Source organism: Microbacterium sp. NPDC057407 (assembly GCF_042803895.1).
Taxonomy (GTDB): domain Bacteria; phylum Actinomycetota; class Actinomycetes; order Actinomycetales; family Microbacteriaceae; genus Microbacterium.
In genome coordinates this window covers 443760-466096 of sequence record NZ_JBHVCA010000002.1, presented here as the reverse complement: position 1 = coordinate 466096, position 22337 = coordinate 443760, and the positions used below count along the sequence as shown (strand labels likewise).

Here is a 22337-nt window from a genome sequence, read left to right as displayed (position 1 = left end):
AGGCGGAGGCGGGCATCGCGCCGGTCAGCTCTCGCCGCCGGCGTTCCCGCTCGTTCCCGCTGTCACGTCGTGCAGGCGGTACTTCTCGATCGCCTGCGCCGCGAGCCCGCGGTCGACGACTCCGTCCGCGGCGAGGGCCTGCAGGGTGCGGACCACGATGGAGGGACCGTCGATCTTGAAGTAGCGCCGAGCCGCCGCGCGCGTGTCGGAGAAGCCGAAGCCGTCCGCACCCAACGTGACGAAGCGGTGCTGCACCCACGGCCGGATCTGATCCTGAACGGCGTGTATGAAGTCGCTCACCGCGACCACCGGGCCGGGGGTGTCGCGCAGCTTCTCCGTGATGTAGGCGGTGCGCGGCTCGGCCTCGGGGTTCAGGAAGTTGTGCTCGTCGGCGGCAAGGCCGTCGCGCCTCAGCTCGTTCCACGAGGTGACGGACCAGACGTCGGCCTGCACTCCCCAGTCGTCCCGGAGGAGCTGCTGCGCTTCGAGAGCCCACGGCACCCCGACGCCCGACGCGAGGATCTGCGCGCGAGGCCCATCCCCCTCGGGTGAAGAGATGCGATGGATGCCGCGGACGATGCCGTCGACGTCCACGTTCTCGGGCTCGGCCGGCTGCACGAGGGGCTCGTTGTAGACGGTCAGGTAGTACATCACGTTCGGGTCGGGGTGGTTGCCCCCGTACATCCGCTCGATGCCGGCCCGCACGATGTGCGCGATCTCATAGCCGTAGGCCGGGTCGTACGACACGGTCGCGGGGTTCGTCGACGCGAGCAGATGCGAATGACCGTCCGCGTGCTGGAGGCCCTCGCCTGTCAGCGTGGTGCGGCCGGCGGTCGCGCCGATGATGAAACCGCGCGCCATCTGGTCGCCCGCGGCCCACTGCGCATCACCGGTGCGCTGGAATCCGAACATCGAGTAGAAGACGTACACGGGGATCAGGGGCTCGCCGTGCGTCGCGTACGAGGTTCCCGTGGCGGTGAATGCCGCGACGGCACCCGCTTCGTTGATCCCCACGTGCATGATCTGCCCCTGCGGGCTCTCCTTGTAGGCCAGAAGCAGCTCTCGGTCGACCGAGGTGTAGTTCTGGCCGTGCGGGTTGTAGATCTTCGCCGTGGGGAAGTACGCGTCCATGCCGAACGTGCGGGCTTCGTCGGGGATGATCGGCACGATCCGGTGCCCGAAGTCCTTGGCCCGCAGCAGGTCCTTGAGCAGCCGGACGAACGCCATCGTGGTGGCGACCTCCTGCGTGCCCGAGCCCTTCTTCGGCAAGGCGTACGCGTCGTCGCCCGGAAGCTGGAGACCGACGTGGTGGCTGCGCCGCTCGGGGAGGAAGCCCCCGAGTGCGCGGCGCCGCTCGAGCATGTACTGGATGGTCTCGTCCTGCGCACCCGGGTTGTAGTACGGCGGGAGGTACGGGTTCTCGTCGAGCTGGGCGTCCGAGATCGGGATGCGCATCGAGTCGCGGAAGTACTTGAGGTCCTGAAGCGTCATCTTCTTCATCTGGTGGGTCGCGTTGCGACCCTCGAAGTGGTGCCCCAGGCCGTAGCCCTTGATCGTCTTCGCGAGGATGACCGTGGGCTGACCCTTGTGCTCGGTCGCCGCCTTGTACGCGGCGTACACCTTGCGGTAGTCCAGCCCGCCGCGGCGGAGCCTGCCCCAGATGTCCTCATCGGACCAGTCCTTGACCAAAGCCGCGGTCCGCTCGTCCCGACCGAAGAAGTGCTCCCGGATGAAGGCGCCGTCCTCGGCCCGGTAGGTCTGGAAGTCGCCGTCGGGAGTGGTGTTCATCAGGTGCACGAGCGCGCCCTCGGTGTCATGGGCCAGCAGCTCGTCCCAGCCGCTGCCCCACACCACCTTGATCACGTTCCACCCCGCGCCGCGGAAGAAGCTCTCGAGCTCCTGAATGATCTTGCCGTTGCCGCGCACGGGTCCGTCGAGCCGCTGCAGGTTGCAGTTGACGACGAAGGTGAGGTTGTCCAGGCCTTCGTTCGCCGCGACCTGGAGCTGTCCACGGCTCTCGACCTCGTCCATCTCGCCGTCGCCGAGGAACGCCCAGACGCGGGAGTTCGAGAGATCCTTGATCCCGCGGTTGGTGAGGTACTTGTTCGTCATGGCCTGATAGATGGCGTTGATCGGGCCGAGCCCCATCGAGACGGTGGGGAACTGCCAGTAGTCCGGCATCAGGCGCGGGTGAGGGTAGGACGGGATCCCGTCCGGCGCCTTCGACTTCTCCTGACGGAAGCCGTCGAGCTGCGCCTCGGTGAGGCGCCCTTCGAGGAAGGACCGGGCGTAGATGCCGGGGGAGGCGTGCCCCTGGATGAAGACCTGATCTCCTCCGCTCGGGTCGTCCAGACCGCGGAAGAAGTGGTTGAAGCCCACCTCGTAGAGCGAGGCGGACGACGCGTACGTCGAGATGTGACCGCCCACCCCGATGCCGGGGCGCTGCGCCCGGTGCACCGTGATGGCGGCGTTCCAGCGCAGCCACCGGCGGTAGCGACGCTCGAGCTCCTCGTCTCCGGGGAACTCGGGCTCGTTCTCGGGCGCGATGGTGTTGATGTAGTCCGTGGTCGGGACCTGCGGGACGTTCAGCTGCAGCTCGTGCGAGGTCTGCAGGAGGCTCAGCATGATCTCGCGGCCACGACCGTGGCCCTTCGCCTTGACGAGCTGCTGCAGGGACTCCTGCCACTCGGAGGTCTCGTCGGGATCGCTGTCGAGGGGGTCCTGCGAGTACGGATCCTGATCGTTGACAGTCACAGATGACCTTTCGTCGTCTGGCAGATCGTGCCAGGTAATCGCTACCGGAGCGCCGCAGGCTTTGTTCGCCGTGCACAACGCACCATCTCTCAGCCTACCGATTCGAAGGGCGCGACGGCGCACCTCCTACACTGGACGGAGGGGCCTTTAGCTCAGCTGGTAGAGCGCCACGTTTACACCGTGGATGTCGTCGGTTCGATCCCGGCAGGGCCCACGGAGCGAGGCGGCGCTAGAGGCGCGGGTCGCCATCCGGGTCGTCGCGCTGGTGCGAGACGACGTGAGGCAGCGCGAAATCCTCGTAGCCCGGCTGACCGATCCGGGAGTGCCGGCGCGAGTACGCGAAGTAGATGACGAACCCCACCGCCAGCCAGATCAGGAATCGCAGCCAGGTCTCGACCGTCAGGTTGAGCATGAGGTAGACGCAGATCGCGGCGGAGAGCCCGGGAAGCCACGGATTGAACGGCACACGGAAGGTGCGCTTGAGGTCCGGTCGTTTGCGGCGCAGGACGATGACCCCCACCGCCACGAGCACGAACGCCGAGAGCGTTCCGATGTTCACCATCTCCTCGAGCAGCCCGATCGGCGTGAAGCCGGCGACGACCGCGACGACGGCCGTGACGACGATGGAGATCACCCAGGGGGTGCGGAATCGAGGGTGGACCTTCGCCAGACCCGCGGGGAGCAGCGCATCCCGCGACATGGCGAAGATGATCCGGGTCGCGCCGATGAGGAGCGTCAGGACGACCGTCGTCAATCCGGCGACCGCACCGGCCGAGATGAGGGTCGCCATCCAGTCCGCGCCGTGGAACACGAACGCGTTCGCCAGTGCGGCGGCCGGGTCGATGTCCTGGTAGGGCACCATGCCCGTGACGACCAGGGCGACGGCGCAGTACAGCGCCGTGCAGATCAGGAGCGACGCGATGATGCCGATCGGCATGTCGCGCTGCGGGTTCTTGGTCTCCTCCGCGGTGGTGGCGACGACGTCGAACCCGATGTAGGCGAAGAACACGAGGGCCGCGCCGGCGAAGATGCCGCCCACGCCGAACGCGGTCGGCTCGATGCCCGAGAGGAACTGCAGGAGGGGCTGGCTCAGTCCTGATGCCGCCTCCCGGGGCTGGGCCTCGGGGACGAAGGGCGACCAGTTCGCCGGGTTGACGAAGAGCAGACCGGCCACGATCACGAACAGCACGATGAAGAGCTTCACCGCGACGAGGACCAGATTGACGCGGAGCGACTCCTTGATGCCGAAGGTCATCAGTGCGCCGAGCACGACGACGAGCAGCACCGCCATCAGGTCGATCGTGCCGCCGTAGCCGATCTCCTCGGGGATGGGAGCACCGAGCTGGGCCATCAGGGTGCCCAGGTAGGCGCTCCACCCCTGTGCGACGACGCTGGCGCCCAGGAACATCTCGAGGATCAGATCCCATCCGATGATCCAGGCGAAGAGCTCGCCGAGAGACGAGTACGAGAAGGTGTAGGCGGACCCGGACACGGGAACCGTCGACGCGAACTCCGCATAGCAGAGGGCCGCCAGGGCGCAGGCGATGGCGGCGACGGCGAAGCTGATGACGATCGCCGGACCGGCGACGTCGTGGGCGGCCCGTCCGGTCAGGGTGAAGATCCCGGCCCCGATCACGACGCCGATGCCGAAGACGGTGAGGTCGAGAGCGCTCAGCGACTTCTTGAGCCGGAACTCCGGCTCGTCGGTGTCCGCGATCGACTGCTCGACGGATTTCGTGCGCAGAACGCTCATGGTCCTCGCCTCCTGTCACGGGGTCGGTCGTTGAATGCTAGCCCGCAGCCGATCTGAGCGTCGACGCCCCGCGATAGGTTGGTCACGTGAAAGCCAGCTCTGCAGACCAGCTCCGCCTCCTCGAGGTCGCTGAGCTCGACGCCCGCATCCGCCGGGCCGAGAACGCGCGCAGCAATCCTCCGCAGGCGAGCCGCGTCAAGGACCTGCTCGCCCAGCGCCAGGCCCTCTCGCAGGAGCTCACCGCCCGGCTGGGCGCGCGCGACGACCTGCGGATGGAGCTGTCCCGCATCGAGTCCGACGTCGCGATCGTGGACGCCCGTACCGCCCGTGATGCCGAGCGCCTCGCTGCCTCGAGCAACCCGAAAGAGGCGCAGGGCCTCGAGAGCGAGCTCGCCTCGCTCGCCCGGCGCAAGTCGGATCTCGAGGACGCCGAGCTCGAGGTCATGGAACGCCTCGAACAGGCGGATGCGTCCGTGGCGGAGCAGGAGGCGCTGATCGCGCAGACCAACGCCGAGGGGGCGGAGCTCAGCGCGGAGGCGAAGCGGGTCGTGGCCGAGGCGGAGGCGTCCGCCGAGGCGGCCGCTCGTGACCGCCGGGCCATCGCCGCCGGCATCCCCGGCGAGCTGCTCGCGCTCTATGAGAACCTCGCCGCGCGGGGCGCCGGCGCGGCCGCGCTCCGTGCACGCACGTGCGAGTGGTGCCACATGGTCCTCTCGGGCACCGATCTGGCGGTGCTGCGCCGTGCCGACGAAGACGACGTCGTCACATGCCCCGAGTGCGGCTCCATTCTCGTGCGAACCGGTGAATCGGGACTGTGACCCCGGGGGCGACCAGCCGCTGCCGGGGCAGTGAGCGCGTCGATGCCGTCCGCAGCGGTTCCTGACGGGCCGACCTGGATCGTCCTCGGCCGCGACGGCAGCGATGTCCGGGCGGCCCTGCTCGACGCCGGAGGCCGTGCGTACGCTCACGAGCGGGTGGAGGCATCCGGATTTCCCTCGTGGGTTCGCGCCCGGGAGGCCGAGTCGGCCGCGCGATGGGTGTGGAACGACACGGCGAACTGGTACGCGGGACTTCTCGCCGAGGGCGTCCGAGTCGCCCGCTGCCATGATCTGCGGCTGTGCCACGCCATTCTGCGCGACTCGGCGCTGGTCGCCGAGGCCGCGCGGCTGCGTGACGCACGGGAGTGGGATGCGGCACCGTCCGCCTTCGTCCAGCCGGCCGCGCCGGCCCTCTTCGAACTCGACGTCGCGGAAGGGTCGGGCTCCGCATCGACGCGGCCTCCCGATTCCGTCGAGTCCGCCCTCGCCGAGTTCTCGCTCCAGGCCGAGGCGATCGCCGCGGCCGCTGACGCCGGACGCCTGCGGCTCCTCACCGCGGCCGAGTCGGCAGGCGCGCTGATCGCCGAAGAGCTGCGCGCCGCCGGTCTGCCGTGGGACGCGGCCGAGCACGACCGGATCCTCGTCGCGACCCTCGGTGACCGGCCGGCGGCCGGCGGGCAGCCCACACTGCTGGCGGATGCCGCGGCCCGCGTTCGCGATGCCCTCGGCGATCCGTCGGCGAGTCTCGACTCGCAGCCGAAGCTCCTGCGATCGCTTCACCGCGCAGGGATCCTCGTGGAATCGACCAGCCGGTGGGAGCTCGCCGAGCACACGCATCCGGCCATCGAGCCGCTGCTGCAGTACAAGAAGCTGTCGCGGCTGCTCTCCGCCAACGGGTGGGCCTGGCTGGAGGAGTGGGTCGCCGACGGCCGGTTCCGGCCCGTCTACATTCCGGGAGGCGTCGTCACGGGCCGCTGGGCGTCCGCCGGCGGCGGTGCACTTCAGCTGCCGCGCCAGCTCCGCGCGGCGGTCCGGGCCGACCCGGGATGGAAGCTCGTCGTGGCGGACGTGGCGCAGCTCGAGCCGCGCGTTCTCGCAGCGATGTCGCGCGACACCGCGCTCGCGCACGCAGCGCGCGGTCGCGATCTCTACCTCGGCATCGTCGAGAGCGGCGCGGTGGCCACGCGGCAGCAGGCGAAGATGGCTCTCCTGGGGGCGATGTACGGCGCCACGACGGGGGAGTCGGGGCGGTTGGTCCCCCGGCTCCGACCGGACCTACCCGTCGGCGATGAAGCTCGTGGACGACGCCGCCCGCGTCGGCGAGGACGGCGGCGTCGTCTCGACCTGGCTGGGCCGCACGTCTCCCGCTCCGTCGGCCGGATGGAGCGACGTCCAGTCTCGAGCGACCGAGGCGGAGGCATCCGGTGCCGACGAGGCCCGCGCGCGGAGGTCGTCGCGCGATCGTGGCCGATTCACACGCAACTTCGTCGTTCAGGGCACGGCCGCCGAATGGGCGCTCTCATGGCTCGCCGACCTGCGAATCCGACTGCAGGCGATACCGGAGGTCGGGGACGAGGATGCCGCACCGCGATCGGGCCCCGTGTTCGCGCGACGCCCTCATCTCGCGTTCTTCCTCCACGACGAGGTGATCGTCCACACTCCCGCTCGGGTCGCCGAGCAGGCTGCCGAGGCCGTGGTGGCGGCAGCGGATGCCGCGGGCCGGCTGCTCTTCGGAGGGTTCCCGCTCGATTTCCGGCTGGATGTCGCGATCGCCGACACCGCGCTCAAGGACTGATCGTCATGCGCAGCCGGTGCTGACGCTGATCTCCGGCTCGCTCATGAGCGGGGTATGGAGCAGTTGCAGGGCAGCGGCATCCTCCGCCCGAACCGTGAAGCGATACTCGAGCTCCTTCGTCTCACCGGGCGCGAGCTCGACGCGGGCCGCGGTCGAAGGGTGCTCGTCGACCGTCGCCGCGGGGGCCGGGTACTTCGCACCCCCTACCGTCACCGCGCCCACGAAGGCATCTCGGGGAGCGGACACCGCGACGTCCACGGCGATGTCGCCCGGACGGATGCCGAAATGGCCCCCACCGGTGACGCTGAACGGCATGCTCCCGAGGTCGGCGGGAGCGGTGCTCGACGCGGCGATCGTGACGGCGACGTCGACCAACCCGTCGCTTCGGCAGTCGACGATGCTCGCGCTCAGCGAGACATCGAGGTAGGGCGCCAGCTTGCCACCGGTGGCGTCGTTGAAGTACACGGCGAAGGCGCCGTCCCCCGCGAGATCCTGCCGTGCGACGGGACCGCCGAGCTGACCCGCGCGGAAGACGTCGTTCTCGTCGTCGTGCACGCTCCACGCCGAGATGCGCCCCTCCGACACCGGCTCCGACATGGCCCGGATCAGCGCGAGAGGGTCCAGACCGCCCTGGGATACCCGCGAGAAGACCGCATCGACGGCGGTCGCGAAGAGCGCGCTCTGCTGGTCCTGGTCGAGGTCGCGGTAGGAGTCGACGAGCAGCGTCTCGATCAGATCGTCGGCGTGGATCTCGCCGCCGCCCGCGATCGAGACCGGGCCGACGACCCGAACGAGCGCTTCGAGGACGAACGGATCGACAGAGACGACGGTGTCGGCCACGCTCCCGGTCAGTTCCCGCCACCACGCGGACGCCAGCTCTGCGGTCGTGCCGAAGTCCGGCGCCATGGAGGTGTTCTGCACGTAGCGGCCGACCCCGTTGCTGTAGACCGTCGTGGTGCTGTCGGGGACCGGAGCGATGGACGTCGCGCGTGAATCGAAGGAGCTCGAGTCGGCCTGCCGCACGAGCGTGAGTCGGCCTTCTTCCGCTCTGAGCTCGACGAAGGTCCCGGTGATGCCACCGCCCGTGCGCAGCTCGGCGGTGTTCTGGAGAGTGAGGAGGATCGTGCGCGGCCCGTCGGAGCCGAGCGTCGGCGGCAGAGTGGCCGCCACGTCGGCGGCAGACGCGACCGCAGGAGCCAGCACGTCCGTCGCCTGGCGCATCTTCTCGGCGCCCTCGGCGACGGCGGGGAGCAGCGATGAGGTGTCGAGGGACGCGAGGCGCTCTGCCGCGGTCGCGAGACTCTCGGCCGCCTCGCGCAGAGGCGGGGCCGCGGCTGCGAGCGCAGCGACGTCGATGACCGCCTCCGCGTCGCCGTCCGCGATCGCCGACAGCGACGCGACCAGGGGCGGGAGTGTGGAGGCCACATGGTCGAGCTCGCTCGACACGACACGCACGGCGGCCAGGTTGCTGCCGAGCCACGGCAGCGATTCAGCCGCTCGCCACACCGGATCGTCCGTGAGCGAAGCCGCGGACGACGCGTGATTCTCGACAGCGGCGATGCGTGATGTGACCTCTTCGAGATCGCCTTCCAGCGCCGAGGTGCGGATGTCGTCGACCAGCGGTGCGGCCGCCTCGAGCTCGGACTTCGCCAGGAGCGCTCTGATGCCCACCCAGGCGGCAGCGACGAGGATCACCACCGCGAGGGCGACGATGGCGACGACCAGGAGGCGGCGCCGGCTCGGCGCCGCCTTCACGTCGGTCACGTCAGTTGCGGGCTGCCCGACGGCGCGCGAGCAGGAACACCGCTCCGCCGGCCGCGGCGAGAGCCGCCCCGACGATCGCGTACGGCGCCAAGGAGGCGCCGAGTCCCGTCGCGGGCAGAAGAGCGCCGTTCGCCGCGGTGTCGCCCGAGCTCGCCGGTGAGTCGTTGCTCAAGAGAGGCCCGTTGGCGCACTCCGGCGTCGCTGCCGGATACGACAGCGCGACCGGCAGGTCGGGGTTCACGACGATCGTGGCGCTGATCGGTCCGCGAGTCCAGGCGTAGTTGCCGTCGGTCTGGACCCACTGCCCGTTCTCGAACGCCCAGCCGGGCCACCCGGTGGGGTTGCCCTGGCCATCGACCGCCGCACCGGGCCAGAGAACCCGTCCCGACAGCTGGTTGTCCACGAGCTTCCCGAGCGGAAGGGTCACGCTCTGTGATCCGTTCGAGAGCACGAGATCGGCTGCGGGATTCGTCACTGTTCCGTCCGGATCGACGAGAACGACGTTGTACGAGATCCACGGCACGTCGCCGTCGCACTCGCCCGTGGCCGTCGAACCGGCCAGCGACGGAGCGGTGGGCGGCGGCGGCGGATAGCCGTCGGACTCCTCAGCGAGTGCCGCGAGCGGAGCTGCGAACGTCAGCGCTGCAGTGAGCGCGAGCACAGCAATGGTCTTCTTCATGTGAGCCTCCCCAGTAGGCCTTCCGTCGGTCGAACTCCCCAGTTGACCGAATCGCATCGAGTCTACACTTGAGATGGCTCTCATGCGCGACTTTTCCGACGCGCCTCAGCCCGGCGTAGGCTGACAGGGCGAATGGGTCGGCTGGACGGTCGCGTCGCGCGTGGTCCGCCACGACGCGCCGAGGAACGTCCGGGCTCCACAGGGCAGGGCGGTGGGTAACACCCACCCGGAGCGATCCGCGAGACAGTGCCACAGAGAGCAGACCGCCCCGGCGTGCCGGGGTAAGGGTGAAAGGGTGGTGTAAGAGACCACCGGGGTCGTGGCGACACGATCCGCACGGCAAACCTCGCCCGGAGCAAGGCCAGACAGGGGATGATGACGCGGCCCGCCGAGTCCCCGGGTAGGCCGCTGGAGCGGCACGGCAACGTGTCGCCGAGAGAGATGACCGTCCACGGGGCTTCGCGCCCCCGGACAGAACCCGGCGTACAGGCCGGCCCATTCGCCTTCCGCCGGAGTCGTGTCAGCCCAGTGCGAGCGCGGCCGCCCCGATGATGCCCGCGTTGTTGCGGTGCACGGCCGGGACGATAGGCGTCCTGAGGTCGAGAAGGTGCAGGAACTGGTCGGCGTGCTTCGAGACGCCGCCGCCCACGATGAACAGGTCGGGACTGAACAGGAACTCGATGTAGCTGTAGTACCACTGCAGGCGCTTGGCCCACTTGTCCCAGGTCAGCTCCTCCCGCTCCATCGCCGAATACGCGGCGTAGGCTTCGGCATCCTTCCCGTGCTTCGCCCGCTGGACGTGGCCGAGCTCGGAATTCGGGATCAGCACACCGTTGTAGAGCAGCGCAGAGCCGATGCCGGTGCCGAGCGTCGTCAGGATCGTCAGCCCCGCCTTGCCCTGGGCGGCGCCGTACCGCATCTCCGCCACTCCGGCGACGTCGGCATCGTTGGCGAAATGGATGTCGCGACCCAGGCCGTTCTCGAAGAACTTCTCGGCCTCGAAATCGATCCACTTGTCGGAGACGTTCGCCGCCGACAGCGTGCGTCCGTTCTTCACGATCGCGGGGAACGCGACGCCGAGGGGAATCGACTCGCCCTCGACACCCAGAGTCGACAGCACCTCCGACACCGCCGTGAGCACGTCCTGCGGCTCAGCGCCCGCGGGGGTCGCGACCTTGATGCGGTCGCTGATCAGTTCACCCTTGTCGAGATCGACCAGTCCCGCCTTGATGCCGGTGCCGCCGATATCCACGCCGACCGCGCGCGTCGCCTGAGATGCCATGCGCTCAGCCTATCCAGCCGCACTCACCCCGGTCGAAGCGGTCGTCGTAGGATCGAGCCGAGGTGACCGTCGACCACACGAGACGAGGAGCACGCCGTGACGAGCGACAGCGAGAAGTATTGGTACAACCTTCGAACCGGAGCGGTGGAAAAGGGCTTCGAGTCACCGGCCATCGACCGTGCGGGCCCTTTCGACACACCCGAGGAGGCCGCGAAGGCCCCCGAGATCCTCCGCGAGCGCTCCCGCGCCTGGGCCGAGGACGAGGCCCGCGACGCGGATTGGGGCGGGTCGTCAACGTCGGGTGGACGCAGCGACGCCCAGTAGTCTGGCTACGACCCGATCGGGGTGCCCGGAGAGGATGCGATGGACAAGCAGCGTGACTTCGTTCTGAGGACGATCGAAGAACGGGGCGTGAAGTTCGTCCGTCTGTGGTTCACCGACGTGATCGGCACCCTGAAGTCCGTGGCGATCGCGCCTGCGGAGGTCGAGGGCGCGTTCTCCGAAGGTCTCGGCTTCGACGGATCCGCCATCGAGGGACTCACCCGCTCCTACGAGTCGGATCTCCTCGCGCACCCCGACCCGACGACGTTCCAGATCCTCCCGTGGCGCGGAGAGATCGACCCCACGGCGCGCATGTTCTGCGACATCACCACTCCGGACGGACAGCCCGCGGTCGCCGACCCGCGGCATGTGCTCAAGCGCACGCTGGCGAAGGCCGCCGACTCCGGGTTCACGTTCTACACCCACCCCGAGATCGAGTTCTACCTTCTGAAGTCCTCGTCGTTCGGCGCGGACGGCCCAGAGCCGGTCGACTCGGCCGGCTACTTCGACAACGTTCCGGGCGGCACTGCGCACGACTTCCGTCGCCGTTCGGTGCGGATGCTCGAAGACCTCGGCATCTCGGTCGAGTTCAGCCACCACGAGGGCGGTCCCGGCCAGAACGAGATCGACCTCCGCTACGCCGACGCCCTCGCCACCGCCGACAACATCATGACGTTCCGCACCGTCATCAAGGAGGTGGCGATCGAGCAGGGCGTGTACGCCACTTTCATGCCCAAGCCGCTCAGCGGCAAGCCGGGCAGCGGCATGCACACCCATATGTCGCTTTTCGAGGGCGACGTCAACGCGTTCTACGAAGAGGGCGCCCAATACCAGCTGTCGAAGGTCGGTCGGCAGTTCATCGCAGGACTCCTGCGCCACGCCAACGAGATCTCCGCCGTCACGAACCAGTTCGTCAACTCGTACAAGCGCCTCTGGGGCGGCGATGAGGCGCCGAGCTTCATCTGCTGGGGCCACAACAACCGCTCGGCTCTCGTGCGGGTGCCGCTGTACAAGCCCAACAAGGGCCAGTCCTCGCGGGTGGAGTACCGCGCGCTGGACTCCGCGGCCAACCCGTACCTCGCCTACGCTCTCATGCTCGCCGCCGGACTCAAAGGCATCGAAGAAGGCTACGAGCTTCCCCCCGAAGCCGAAGACAACGTGTGGTCGCTCACCGACGCAGAACGTCGCGCCCTCGGATACGCACCGCTTCCCGCCAGCCTCGACCACGCGCTCGAGTACATGGAGGAGTCGGAGCTGGTGGCGGAGACGCTGGGGGAGCAGGTCTTCAACTACGTGCTGCTCAACAAGCGTCGGGAATGGCAGGAGTACCGTTCGCAGGTGACCCAGTTCGAGCTCAAGAGCAACCTCGAGATGCTCTGACCCCTCGGGCATGTCTGCGAGCGAACGAGCGGGCTCCCTCACCCCTCTCGCGCGCCTGGGGTTCAGCAGCCTCACCGAGGCCGAGGCGCTGCTGAACGAGCTGGACCGTGAGCACGGCCTCGATCGGGCGAGCGTCACAGCGGGCGCCGCGGTGGCGTCGGACCCGGATGAAGCGCTCGCCGCACTCGCTCGTCTGGCTCGACGGGACGTCGAGGCCGTGCGGCGGCTTCAGTCCGACCCGAGGGGCTGGCGCGCCCTCTGGGTCCTGCTCGGTGCATCGACCGGGTTCGCCGACTTCTTCCACCGGCACCCGTCGGAGCTGGCGCACCTCGGCGGCGTCGGCGCAGACCTGCCGAGCGCCGGCGAGCTGCGGGACGCGCTCCTCGACGCCGTGTCGGCCACGGACGGATTCGCCGCCGCGAGCGGCGAATCCGCGTGGGTCGCGCTGCGAGTGCGGTACCGCCGGATGCTCGCACGGATCGCCGCATACGACCTGCTCAGCCAAGATCCTGTCGACCGGCTCCCCGCGGTCGCCGCAGCCCTCGCGGACGCGGCCGGCGCGGCGCTGGAGGCCTCCCTCGCGGTCGCCCGCACGCGGGTTTCCGGCGGCGCTGCCGGCGCCGGGCTGTTCCCGCGAGAGCAGGTCGCGCGGGCGAAGCTGGCGATCATCGGGATGGGCAAGACGGGGGCGCGCGAGCTCAACTACGTCAGCGACGTCGACGTGATCTTCGTGGCGGGGGCCGACGACGACGCGGTCGCGGAACTCGGTGAGAGCCGCGTGGTCGATATCGCCACGCGGCTCGCCGTTCAGACCATGCGCGGGATCGCGGGCGTCGAGGTCGAGCCGCCACTGTGGGAAGTGGACGCCAACCTCCGCCCGGAAGGCAAGCAGGGCGCCCTCGTTCGCACCCTGGACTCGCACCTGGCCTACTACGACCGCTGGGCCAAGAGCTGGGAGTTCCAGGCTCTCTTGAAGGCCCGCCCGATCGCCGGCGACGTCGTCCTCGGCGACGCCTATGTGGCTGCCGTTCAGCCCAAGGTGTGGACGAGCGCGGCGCGAGAGAACTTCGTCGACAGCGTTCAGCGAATGCGAGAACGGGTGACCGAGCACATCCCGCCTGCCGAGGTGCCGCTGCAGATCAAGCTCGGCCCGGGCGGGATCCGCGACATCGAGTTCACCGTGCAGCTGCTCCAGCTGGTGCACGGACTCTCGGACACCCGCATCCGCCAGCGCGGCACGCTGGAAGCCCTCGAGGCTCTCGTGTCGGAGGGATACATCGGGCGATCCGACGCGGCCGCGTTCTCGCGCGACTACCGGATTCTCCGGCTCCTCGAGCATCGCGTGCAGCTGCGCAACCTCCGCCGCACGCACCTGATGCCGGACCGACCCGAGGAGCAGCGCCTGCTCGCTCGCTCGACCGGCTTGAGTGACACGGCGGAGGGTGTGTGGAACCTCTGGGAGTCGGTGAAGCGAGAGGTGCGCGACATCCATGTGCGCCTCTTCTACCGCCCGCTGCTGTCCGCTGTCGCCGCCCTGCCGGCGGACGAGCGGGCGCTGTCGACCGCACAGGCGCATGATCGCCTCGCGGCGATCGGCTTCGCCGACCCCGCCGGAGCGCTGCGCCACATCGCGGCACTGACGAGCGGACTCAGCCGGAAGGCGACGATCCAGCGTCACCTGATGCCGGTGATGATCCGATGGTTCGCCGACGGCGTCGATCCAGACTACGGCCTCGTCGCATTCCGACGCCTCAGCGAGCGACTGGGCGACACCCCCTGGTTCTTGAGGATGCTTCGGGATTCCTCGGCGGCAGCCGAGAGCCTCACCCGTGTGCTCTCCGGGTCGCGCTATGTCGGCGAACTCATGGAGTGGATCCCCGAGTCGGCGGCCTGGCTCGACGACGATGAGCTGCTCAGGCCCCGCCCCGGAGTCGCCCTCCAGGAAGAGGCGCGCGCGATCCAGGCGCGCCACGGGTCCGTGGAAGAAGCGATGCGCTCGGTCCGTGCGCTGCGGCGACGGGAGCTGCTGCGCACCGCGATGGGTGCGATCCTCGGCATCACGACGATCGAGGAGGTGGCGGAGGCCCTCACGACCATCACCGAAGTGACGATCCAGGCCACGTTGCGCGCCGTCCGGCCGAGCGTCGTGCCCCCCGAGGACGCCGCGCTCGACTTCTCCGTCATCGCCATGGGACGCTTCGGAGGACGCGAGCTGGGCTTCGGATCGGATGCCGACGTCATGTACGTGTACCGCCCGAACGGGGTCGACCCGCAGCGGGCGCATGAGCTCGCCCTGAAGCTCGTGGCGGCGTTGCGCACCCACTCCGAAGATCATCGCGTCCCGCTGGACTTGGATGCCGGGTTGCGGCCGGAGGGACGCAACGGCCCGCTGGCCAGGTCACTGGATGCCTACGCGGAGTATTACCGGCGGTGGTCCCTGTCGTGGGAGGCGCAGGCTCTGCTGCGCGCGCGGGGCGTCGCCGGCAGCGTGAAGCTGATCCAGGCCTTCACAGAAGTGGCGGACCGGGTGCGGTACCCCGAGAGCGTCGACCAGCAAGGACTGCGGGAGATCAAGCGCATCAAGGCGCGAGTGGAGAGCGAGCGACTGCCCCAGGGCGTCGACCCCGCGCGACATCTCAAGCTCGGCCCGGGGTCGCTCAGCGATGTCGAGTGGCTCGTGCAGCTGCTCCAGCTCAGCCATGGGCACACCGTTCCGGCGATGCGCACGCCGTCGACGATCGATGCCCTGCGCGCCGCGACGGAAGCGGGATTGGTTCCCCCCGTCGCCGCGGAGCGCCTCGCGGCAGCATGGCGCCTGGCGAGCCGCCTGCGATCGGCGAACACGCTGCTCTCGGGGCAGACGAGCGACGTCCTCCCGGTGGACCGAAAGAAGCTGGACGGCATCGGCCGCCTGCTCGAATACCCGCCACGGTCGGCGACGCAGGTCGAGGAGGACTATCTGGCGGCGACGCGGCGCGCACGACGGGTGTTCGAGAAGCTGTTCTACGGCTGAGCGGGGGAACAGCGGGGAACCCCGCGGATGTCATCGCCGCCCATCGGCGCGCCGTTGAGGGCGGCGACGACGCGCTGGGCTCTCTCCCAGTAGCGCTCGTAATGGCGTGGTTCCGCGTTGATCTGAGTGCGATGGGCGACGAGCGTGGGTTCGATCGTCGCTCGCTCCGGGACGCGCTCGGCCATGGCTCGATAGAACATGGTGGCGGCGCTGTAGGGTTCGAGCCGCGCCTCGCGGCTGCCCCAGCCGTCCTGCTGCTGGAAGAGGCCGATCGACGTCGTTCGCGAACCGTCAGGATTGGTGACGCCGCTGGTCTCCCAGTCCCCGTACTCGAGATTGCGCAGTGAGGACTCGCCCATGGCGGTCATCACGGCGATCGTCTGGTCGCGTTCGTCCATGCCGAGGTCGCGCCCGGCGGTGAGGATGGTGCAGGCGTTGCCCAGCTGTTCGAGCCCGTAGCCCGCCACGCTCGCTTCCATCACGGTGGGCGGTGCGGGGGCGGCCGGAGCGGTTCCCGGACCTCTCTGAGTGCTCGGTTCGCTCAGGACGTGCCCGGCGAGCCCGACGAGCCCCAGCACGGCGGCGAGCACGATGACCCACGTGATCGCGAGCCCCACGGTCGGCCCGACGGGCTGCGGCGTGAGGCGGGTTCCGCGACCGGTGCTGCGCCGGGACACCGACCGCCGACGCGGACGCACGGTCGTGCCACGCGGACGCGAGGGTCTCGCGCTGTGAGTGGTACGGCCGGGCATGGAGGGTAAGCCTTCGGATCGCGGTGGGTTCGTTCAGCGTAGACGACGGAGGGGCCCCGGTCTCCCGGGGCCCCTCTCAGCTGAAGACGTCAGACGCCGAAGTACAGCTCGTACTCGAAGGGATGCGGACGGGCCGCGAGCGGCTTGATCTCGTTCTCGATCTTGTACTCGATCCACGTCTCGATGAGCTCGGGCGTGAACACACCCCCGGCGAGGAGGAACTCGTGATCCGCCGCGAGAGCGTCCAGCGAGTCCTGCAGGGAGTTGGGAACCTGCGGGATGTTCTTGGCCTCCTCGGGCGGCAGCTCGTAGAGGTCCTTGTCGACCGGCTCGTGCGGCTCGATGCGGTTCTTGATGCCGTCCAGGCCGGCCATGAGCTGCGCGGCGAAGGCGAGATACGGGTTGCCCGAGGCATCCGGAGCACGGAACTCGATGCGCTTCGCCTTCGGGTTCGAGCCGGTGATCGGGATGCGGATCGCAGCCGAGCGGTTTCCGGCCGAGTACACCAGGTTGACCGGCGCCTCGTAACCCTTCACCAGTCGGTGGTAGCTGTTGAGCGTCGGGTTGGTGAAGGCGAGCACCGAGGGAGCGTGGGCGAGGATGCCGCCGATGTACCAGCGCGCGATGTCGGAGAGGCCGCCGTAGCCCTTCTCGTCGTAGAAGAGCGGCTGGCCATTGTTCCAGAGCGACTGGTGCGTGTGCATTCCCGAGCCGTTGTCGCCGAAGAGCGGCTTCGGCATGAAGGTCGCGACCTTGCCCCACTCGAGCGCCGTGTTCTTGACGATGTACTTGAACTTGAGGATGTCGTCCGCCGCGTGGACCATCGTGTCGAAGCGGTAGTTGATCTCTGCCTGGCCGCCGGTCCCGACCTCGTGGTGAGCGCGCTCGAGAACGAGACCCGCCTCGATCAGCTTGAGGCTGATGTCGTCACGAAGGTCGGCCTGCTTGTCGACGGGGGAGACGGGGAAGTAGCCGCCCTTGTACGGCGTCTTGTTGGCGAGGTTGCCGCCCTCCTCGACGCGTCCGGTGTTCCAGGCGCCCTCCTCGGAGTCCACCGAGTAGAAGCTCGAGTTCTGCTTCACCTCGTAGCGGACGTCGTCGAAGATGTAGAACTCCGCCTCGGGAGCGAAGAACGCCGTGTCGGCGATGCCGGTGGAGGCGAGGTACTTCTCAGCCTTCTTCGCGACCTGGCGGGGGTCCTTGCCGTAGATCTCGCCGTTACGCGGGTTATAGATGTCGAAGATCATGATCAGCGTCTTCGCCTCGCGGAACGGGTCGAGGTACGCCGTCGACACATCCGGGATCAGCTGCATGTCGGACTCGTGGATGTTCGCGAAGCCGCGGATCGAGGAGCCGTCGAACAGCTGGCCGACCGTGAAGAACTCTTCGTCAACGGTCGAGGCCGGGATGTTGAAGTGCTGCTGCACACCGGGGAGATCCGTGAAGCGGATGTCGAGGAACTTGACGTCCTCGTCCTTGATGTACTTGAGCACCTCGGATGAATCTTTGAACATGAAGGCTCCAGAGATAGGGCATCGGGAACTGCCGCACGCGAACGCGCTGTGTGGCACGGTACCGGCGAGGCATTGCCCCGCAGTGACACCATTGTTTCGGGGATGTTACGGGCGCTTCGTTACGCTTGAGCGGTGACCGAAAGCCCCGAGACCTACCCTGGCGAGCGCCTCGGACTGCCTCGCGAGGGCAAGGGATCGATCGGACGGCTGGGGCGCCGCGTCGGCGCGCTTTTTCTCGACTACGGCGCCGCCTACCTGATCTCCGGGTTCTTCGGCTGGGACGCCCTCGCGATCCTCGCCATCTTCGGCGCGATCCAGATCGTCTTCATCCCGACTCTGGGCGGCAGCCCCGGACACCGCATCTTCGGTCTGCGGCTCGTGCGCGCGGACGGCGCCTGGACGGGTCTGTGGCGTCCGGTCGTGCGGACGGCGCTGCTGCTCGTCGTGATTCCGGCGGCGATCTGGGACATGGATCAGCGCGGTCTGCACGACAAAGCGGCGGGCACCGTCCTCGTGCGCGGCTGACTCTCCGACGCGTCCGCTCGACCGTGGCCGACTAGCGCGGTCGCGGCGCCCGGACCTTCGTCGGGTCGATGCCCTTCGGGATCGGCATCGACGACAGCGACTGCGACACGGACTCGATCCGCTTGATCACAGCCGCCATGGTGGCGCGGTCGATCTTCTTCGGGAGCGCCTTGATCGTCGAGGCGAGCTTCGCGATGGGCACCTCGCCCTCGCCGTGGCCGACGTAGAGCACGGTCACGGGCACACCGGCTGCGACGCGCTGAGCCTTGGACCTCTCGTCGTTGACCAGGCGTGTGAGACGCCCGCGCGCGCCTTCGCCCACGATGACGACGCCGCCGCGTCCGACAGCGCGGTAGACAGCCTCCTGGGTCTTCGGGTTCACCCCGACCGGCATGTCGGATGCCTGCCACCGCCGTCCGAGCGAGGTCGACAGCACATGCCCGGCCGCACCGGGCATGCCGTCGATCTTTCGGTACATGGCCCGCGTGGACAGCCGCGTCATGATCATGAGGGCGCCGAGGATCCCCAGCATGAGTCCCGTCACGCCCCACAGGATGACGCTCCACACGGCGACCGGAGGAAGCAGGAAGCCGACACCGATGCCGGCCGCGATGGCGAGGAGGACGACGCCCGCGAGAAGCCAGGGCAACCACGGGAACGCCTGCTGCGTGAACGTGTAGAGCGTGCGGAGCTGCGAGAAGAACCCCGGGCGCTTCTCGGGGGCGGAACTGCGGGCGGCCATGGCGTCCAGCCTACCTTTTGCCGGCGCGCGCTTCGGCTCCTCCCCAGCCGGTTCGCGGCTGGCGATCCCCACCGAGTGGGCGCCGACCATGCGCCCCGCCGTCGTACCCCGTCAGCATGGGATCCGTGATCCGTGATGAGGGCCCGCTGGGCGCACCCTACCGGTCCATCAGACCTGTCGATGCCTCGAGCGGCGGTCCATGGCGCGGCATGCTGACCAGCCTCCCGTCGGGTCGGCGGTACGTCCTCGTCGACGCGGCGACCTTGCCCGAGCGATGGTCCGGCTGGCAGCTGGCGGCAGACGGCCACGTCCTCGCGCCTCACGACGTGGTCCGCCGGGCCGACGGCCATGACGTGGTGCTGGATGTCTGCGTGGGCCCCTTCTCGCCGTTCCTGGCGCGCCGTCTCGAGCGCGGCGATCCGCTCTCGCCGGGAGAGTCGGTGACCGCCGGAGTGAGCCTCCTCCGCGGATGCGGCGAGTTGATCGCCGCTCGGGGAGACGACGCGTTCACGCTGACGGGCGACTGGTGGCTCACCGCGGAGGGCAAGCCGGTCTTCGCGGCCGGAAGCGGGTCCCGGACTCTCCGCGAGACCACCTCCGGGCTGCTCTCGGACCTTTCGGTGGCGAGCGCGCGTGCGCACGCCTGGCAGGAGGCGATCTCCGCAGTCGGTGCTCATCGGCCCTCCCACCCGGCCTGGCAGCGTGCCGAGGAGGCGCTGTTCGAGATCGCTGTGCCCCTCCCTCTGGACACCGCAGAACGAGCACGCTCCGCCACTCCGGTACGCGCGACCGTGACATCGAGCGGGTGGGAGGCGGACGAGGTCTCGAGTCCGATCTGGGCGACCCTGGGTAGATACCTCGACGCGGATGTCACGGAACTCGTCTCGCGCACCGTCAGAGACGTCGGTCGCCGGTGGCGCGAGGTGATGGCGCGGCGACGCGCTCCACTCGTTTGGGGAGCGGTGGCGACCGTCGCGGTCGTGGTGCTCGGCATGGCGTGGCCGGCGGGCGGCGGATCGACGCCCGACTCGACCGCTTCGACACCCTCGGCCACCGCTTCCCCGACGGAGCCTCGGCCCACGCCCGCCGGGTCACCGGTCGCGTCGGGCGGCGAGTCGGGCGATCAGGAACTCACGGTGATCGCCGCCGAGCTTCTCGACGCCGTGATCGCGTGCGGGGATGATGACGCCTGCGCCTCGGGGTTTGCGGCGAGTCCTGACGTCGCCGCGAAATTCGACGCGGTGGCGGTCTCGCCGGAGCCACGCAGTGTCGTGCTCCTCGACGACTTCGGCGGCGTCGCCGTCTTCCGCGTCGGGCGGACGGACCGGGAGGCGCCGGACCACCTGCTGGTCATCGCCAGCGAGAACGACCGATGGCTGCTGCGCGACATCACCGAGGTCGCACAGCAGCCATGAGCTCGGGTCAGATGCCCAGCTGCCCCTGGAAGTCGGCCGACTCGAGACGAGTCTTCACCGCGCCGAGGAATCGTGCGGCGTCGGCGCCGTCGATGACCCGGTGGTCGTACGACAGCGCTAGGTAGACGTAGGAGCGAACCGAGATCGCGTCCTTGCCGTCGACCGAGACCACGCCCGGACGCTTGACGACGATGCCCGTCCCGAGAATGGCCGTCTGCGGCAGGAAGACCACCGGTGTGTCGAACAGCGCACCGCGCGAACCCGTGTTGGTCAGCGTGAAGGTGCCGCCGGCGAGCTCGTCGGGCTTGAGCTTGTTGTCACGCGTCCGCGCGGCGAGGTCGGCGATCTCGTGTGCGATCTGCGCGAGGTTCTTCGACGCCGCGTCGCGCAGGACGGGAGTCAGCAGGCCACGCTCGGTGTCGACGGCGATCGACAGGTTCTCGGTCGGCGGGTAGACGATGTCGGTGCCGTCGACCGTGGAGTTGATCACCGGATACGCCTGCAGGGCCTCGGCGGCCGCGAGGGCGAAGAACGGCAGGAACGACAGCTTGTCGCCGGTCTTGCTCTGGAACTCACCCTTCACGGCGTCGCGGAACGAAGCGAGCTTCGTGACATCCACTTCCACCACGGTGGTCAGCTGGGCCGTCGCCTGCATCGAGGCCACCGCGCGCTCGGCGAGGACCTTGCGCAGGCGCGACATCGGCTGAGTGGTTCCGCGAAGGGGGGAGACCTCGAGCGGCTTCGCGGCCGGCGCCGACGGCGCTGCGGGTGTCGAGGCGGGAGCGGCGGCAGCCTCTGCCGCCTTGAGGACGTCCTCCTTGCGGATGCGGCCTCCCACTCCGGTCCCCTTCACGGAACCGAGGTCGACCCCCTGCTGCTGAGCGAGGCGACGGACGAGCGGCGTCACGTACGACACGCCGTCTCCGTCGTCGCCCGAAGCCGGCTGCGGTGCCGGCGCTGCCGGGGCCGGTGCGGGCTCGGCCGGTGCCGCCTGCGGGGCGGGCGCCTGGGAAGCGGCGGGCGCCTCCGCTGCGGCCGAGGCGGGAGCCGGAGCCGGAGTCGGAGCGGGAGCCGGGGTGGCGGCCGGAGCTGGAGCGGGAGCCGGGGCCGGGGCGGCAGCCGGAGCGGTCGTCGCCGCGGGAGCGGGCGCTGCCGCCGGGGCGGCGCCCCCGTCGCCGATGCGGGCCAGCGCGGCGCCGACCGCCACGGTCTCGTCCTCCTGGACGAGGATCTCCTGCAGTGTTCCGGCGAACGGCGAAGGGATCTCAGTGTCGACCTTGTCGGTGGAGATCTCGAGGAGCGGCTCGTCCACGGCGACGTCATCGCCGACGCTCTTGAGCCAGCGGGTCACCGTGCCCTCGGTCACGCTCTCACCGAGTTCGGGAAGGACGACCTCTTTCCCGCCGGACGCGGCGGCTGCCGGCGCGGAAGGAGCGGGTGCCGCGTTCTCGGTCGGCGCGGGCTCGGCGGGCGCGGTGGCCTGCGGAGCGGGCGCGGGATCGGCGGCCTCGGCCTCGGCCGGGGCCGGAGCCGCTTCGGCGGCGGGGGCCGCCTGATCCGCCTGAGGCGCGGCGCCGGCCGGGCTGGAGCCGTCGCCGATCTTCGCGAGGACCGCGCCGACCTCGACGGTCTCGTCCTCCTGCACCAGGATCTCTTCGATGACGCCGCTCACGGGGGAGGGGATCTCGGTGTCGACCTTGTCCGTGGAGATCTCGAGCAGGCCCTCGTCGGCCTGGACCGTGTCCCCGACCTGCTTGAGCCAGCGGGTGACCGTACCCTCGGTGACGCTCTCACCGAGAGCGGGGAGGACCACGGAAGTGCTCATGTCGA

Annotated in this window: 15 protein-coding genes, 1 tRNA gene, 1 other RNA gene and 1 pseudogene; 9 read left to right on the top strand and 9 right to left on the bottom strand. The window is 69.4% G+C overall.

Going from position 1 to position 22337, the window contains the following annotated elements; translation table 11 throughout:
* Positions 1-24 precede the first annotated feature (24 nt).
* Positions 25-2754, bottom strand: coding sequence for a pyruvate dehydrogenase (acetyl-transferring), homodimeric type (aceE, locus tag ACFUTX_RS07080; RefSeq protein WP_378861925.1), 2730 nt, complete (start codon positions 2752-2754; stop codon positions 25-27).
* Between the two features lie 141 nt (positions 2755-2895).
* On the opposite strand from aceE, the gene ACFUTX_RS07075 reads away from it, so the two are divergent.
* Positions 2896-2968 (top strand) — tRNA-Val (locus tag ACFUTX_RS07075).
* Positions 2969-2983: 15 nt separating this feature from the next.
* Here the strand turns inward: ACFUTX_RS07075 and ACFUTX_RS07070 are convergent.
* On the bottom strand, positions 2984-4507 hold the full coding sequence (locus tag ACFUTX_RS07070) for an amino acid permease (protein ID WP_378861922.1): 1524 nt from the start codon (positions 4505-4507) through the stop codon (positions 2984-2986).
* Positions 4508-4593: 86 nt separating this feature from the next.
* Between ACFUTX_RS07070 and ACFUTX_RS07065 the strand changes: the two genes are divergently transcribed.
* Positions 4594-5325 (top strand): zinc ribbon domain-containing protein, encoded by a 732-nt coding sequence (locus ACFUTX_RS07065; protein WP_378861919.1) that lies wholly within the window; start codon positions 4594-4596, stop codon positions 5323-5325.
* A gap of 42 nt (positions 5326-5367) precedes the next feature.
* Positions 5368-7120: pseudogene (locus ACFUTX_RS07060) on the top strand (bifunctional 3'-5' exonuclease/DNA polymerase).
* A gap of 3 nt (positions 7121-7123) precedes the next feature.
* Here ACFUTX_RS07060 and ACFUTX_RS07055 read toward each other — a convergent pair.
* The gene (locus ACFUTX_RS07055; RefSeq protein WP_378861917.1) at positions 7124-8884 is read right to left on the bottom strand and encodes a DUF4012 domain-containing protein; all 1761 of its coding nucleotides are present in this window, start codon (positions 8882-8884) and stop codon (positions 7124-7126) included.
* A gap of 1 nt (position 8885) precedes the next feature.
* Entirely contained in the window at positions 8886-9563 is a 678-nt protein-coding gene (locus tag ACFUTX_RS07050; RefSeq protein WP_378861914.1) for an LPXTG cell wall anchor domain-containing protein, read from the bottom strand.
* Between the two features lie 133 nt (positions 9564-9696).
* On the opposite strand from ACFUTX_RS07050, the gene rnpB reads away from it, so the two are divergent.
* Positions 9697-10065, top strand: an RNA gene (gene rnpB / locus ACFUTX_RS07045) — RNase P RNA component class A.
* An 18-nt stretch (positions 10066-10083) separates the two neighbouring features.
* On the opposite strand, the gene ppgK is transcribed toward rnpB, so the two are convergent.
* A complete protein-coding gene (gene ppgK, locus ACFUTX_RS07040) occupies positions 10084-10845 on the bottom strand; it encodes a polyphosphate--glucose phosphotransferase (protein WP_378861911.1) in 762 nt (253 codons plus the stop codon).
* A 96-nt stretch (positions 10846-10941) separates the two neighbouring features.
* Between ppgK and ACFUTX_RS07035 the strand changes: the two genes are divergently transcribed.
* From ACFUTX_RS07035 to ACFUTX_RS07025, 3 genes are read left to right on the top strand one after another with little or no spacing between them, the layout of a single operon-like run.
* Entirely contained in the window at positions 10942-11169 is a 228-nt protein-coding gene (locus ACFUTX_RS07035; protein ID WP_378861909.1) for an SPOR domain-containing protein, read from the top strand.
* Positions 11170-11208: 39 nt separating this feature from the next.
* Positions 11209-12546 (top strand): type I glutamate--ammonia ligase, encoded by a 1338-nt coding sequence (gene glnA / locus ACFUTX_RS07030; protein ID WP_378861906.1) that lies wholly within the window; start codon positions 11209-11211, stop codon positions 12544-12546.
* Between the two features lie 10 nt (positions 12547-12556).
* A complete protein-coding gene (locus tag ACFUTX_RS07025; protein WP_378861903.1) occupies positions 12557-15559 on the top strand; it encodes a bifunctional [glutamine synthetase] adenylyltransferase/[glutamine synthetase]-adenylyl-L-tyrosine phosphorylase in 3003 nt (1000 codons plus the stop codon).
* Here ACFUTX_RS07025 and ACFUTX_RS07020 read toward each other — a convergent pair.
* Together ACFUTX_RS07020 and glnA (ACFUTX_RS07015) are read right to left on the bottom strand one after the other, a co-directional pair.
* Entirely contained in the window at positions 15550-16236 is a 687-nt protein-coding gene (locus ACFUTX_RS07020; protein ID WP_378861900.1) for a peptidase M23, read from the bottom strand. The genes ACFUTX_RS07025 and ACFUTX_RS07020 overlap by 10 nt on opposite strands.
* A gap of 164 nt (positions 16237-16400) precedes the next feature.
* Positions 16401-17825, bottom strand: coding sequence for a type I glutamate--ammonia ligase (gene glnA / locus ACFUTX_RS07015; RefSeq protein ID WP_378861897.1), 1425 nt, complete (start codon positions 17823-17825; stop codon positions 16401-16403).
* Positions 17826-17957: 132 nt separating this feature from the next.
* Between glnA (ACFUTX_RS07015) and ACFUTX_RS07010 the strand changes: the two genes are divergently transcribed.
* On the top strand, positions 17958-18350 hold the full coding sequence (locus tag ACFUTX_RS07010) for an RDD family protein (RefSeq protein WP_378861894.1): 393 nt from the start codon (positions 17958-17960) through the stop codon (positions 18348-18350).
* Positions 18351-18381: 31 nt separating this feature from the next.
* On the opposite strand, the gene ACFUTX_RS07005 is transcribed toward ACFUTX_RS07010, so the two are convergent.
* Positions 18382-19092, bottom strand: a complete 711-nt coding sequence (locus tag ACFUTX_RS07005; protein ID WP_378861891.1) for a DUF4191 family protein — start codon at positions 19090-19092, stop codon at positions 18382-18384.
* Positions 19093-19208: 116 nt separating this feature from the next.
* Here ACFUTX_RS07005 and ACFUTX_RS07000 point away from each other — a divergent pair, with 116 nt between their 5' ends.
* Positions 19209-20507, top strand: coding sequence for a hypothetical protein (locus ACFUTX_RS07000; RefSeq protein WP_378861888.1), 1299 nt, complete (start codon positions 19209-19211; stop codon positions 20505-20507).
* 7 nt (positions 20508-20514) lie between these two features.
* On the opposite strand, the gene sucB is transcribed toward ACFUTX_RS07000, so the two are convergent.
* Positions 20515-22332, bottom strand: coding sequence for a 2-oxoglutarate dehydrogenase, E2 component, dihydrolipoamide succinyltransferase (gene sucB / locus ACFUTX_RS06995; protein WP_378861885.1), 1818 nt, complete (start codon positions 22330-22332; stop codon positions 20515-20517).
* Positions 22333-22337 lie beyond the last annotated feature (5 nt).

Excerpts from the sequence above, each read along its gene's own strand:
- ACFUTX_RS07050 (WP_378861914.1), bottom strand. The coding sequence starts at position 9,563 with ATGAAGAAGACCATTGCTGTGCTCGCGCTCACTGCAGCGCTGACGTTC.
- glnA (WP_378861906.1), top strand. The coding sequence starts at position 11,209 with ATGGACAAGCAGCGTGACTTCGTTCTGAGGACGATCGAAGAACGGGGC.
- glnA (WP_378861897.1), bottom strand. The coding sequence starts at position 17,825 with ATGTTCAAAGATTCATCCGAGGTGCTCAAGTACATCAAGGACGAGGAC.
- ACFUTX_RS07070 (WP_378861922.1), bottom strand. The coding sequence starts at position 4,507 with ATGAGCGTTCTGCGCACGAAATCCGTCGAGCAGTCGATCGCGGACACC.
- ppgK (WP_378861911.1), bottom strand. The coding sequence starts at position 10,845 with ATGGCATCTCAGGCGACGCGCGCGGTCGGCGTGGATATCGGCGGCACC.
- ACFUTX_RS07025 (WP_378861903.1), top strand. The coding sequence starts at position 12,557 with ATGTCTGCGAGCGAACGAGCGGGCTCCCTCACCCCTCTCGCGCGCCTG.
- ACFUTX_RS07000 (WP_378861888.1), top strand. The coding sequence starts at position 19,209 with ATGGGATCCGTGATCCGTGATGAGGGCCCGCTGGGCGCACCCTACCGG.
- sucB (WP_378861885.1), bottom strand. The coding sequence starts at position 22,332 with ATGAGCACTTCCGTGGTCCTCCCCGCTCTCGGTGAGAGCGTCACCGAG.
- ACFUTX_RS07005 (WP_378861891.1), bottom strand. The coding sequence starts at position 19,092 with ATGGCCGCCCGCAGTTCCGCCCCCGAGAAGCGCCCGGGGTTCTTCTCG.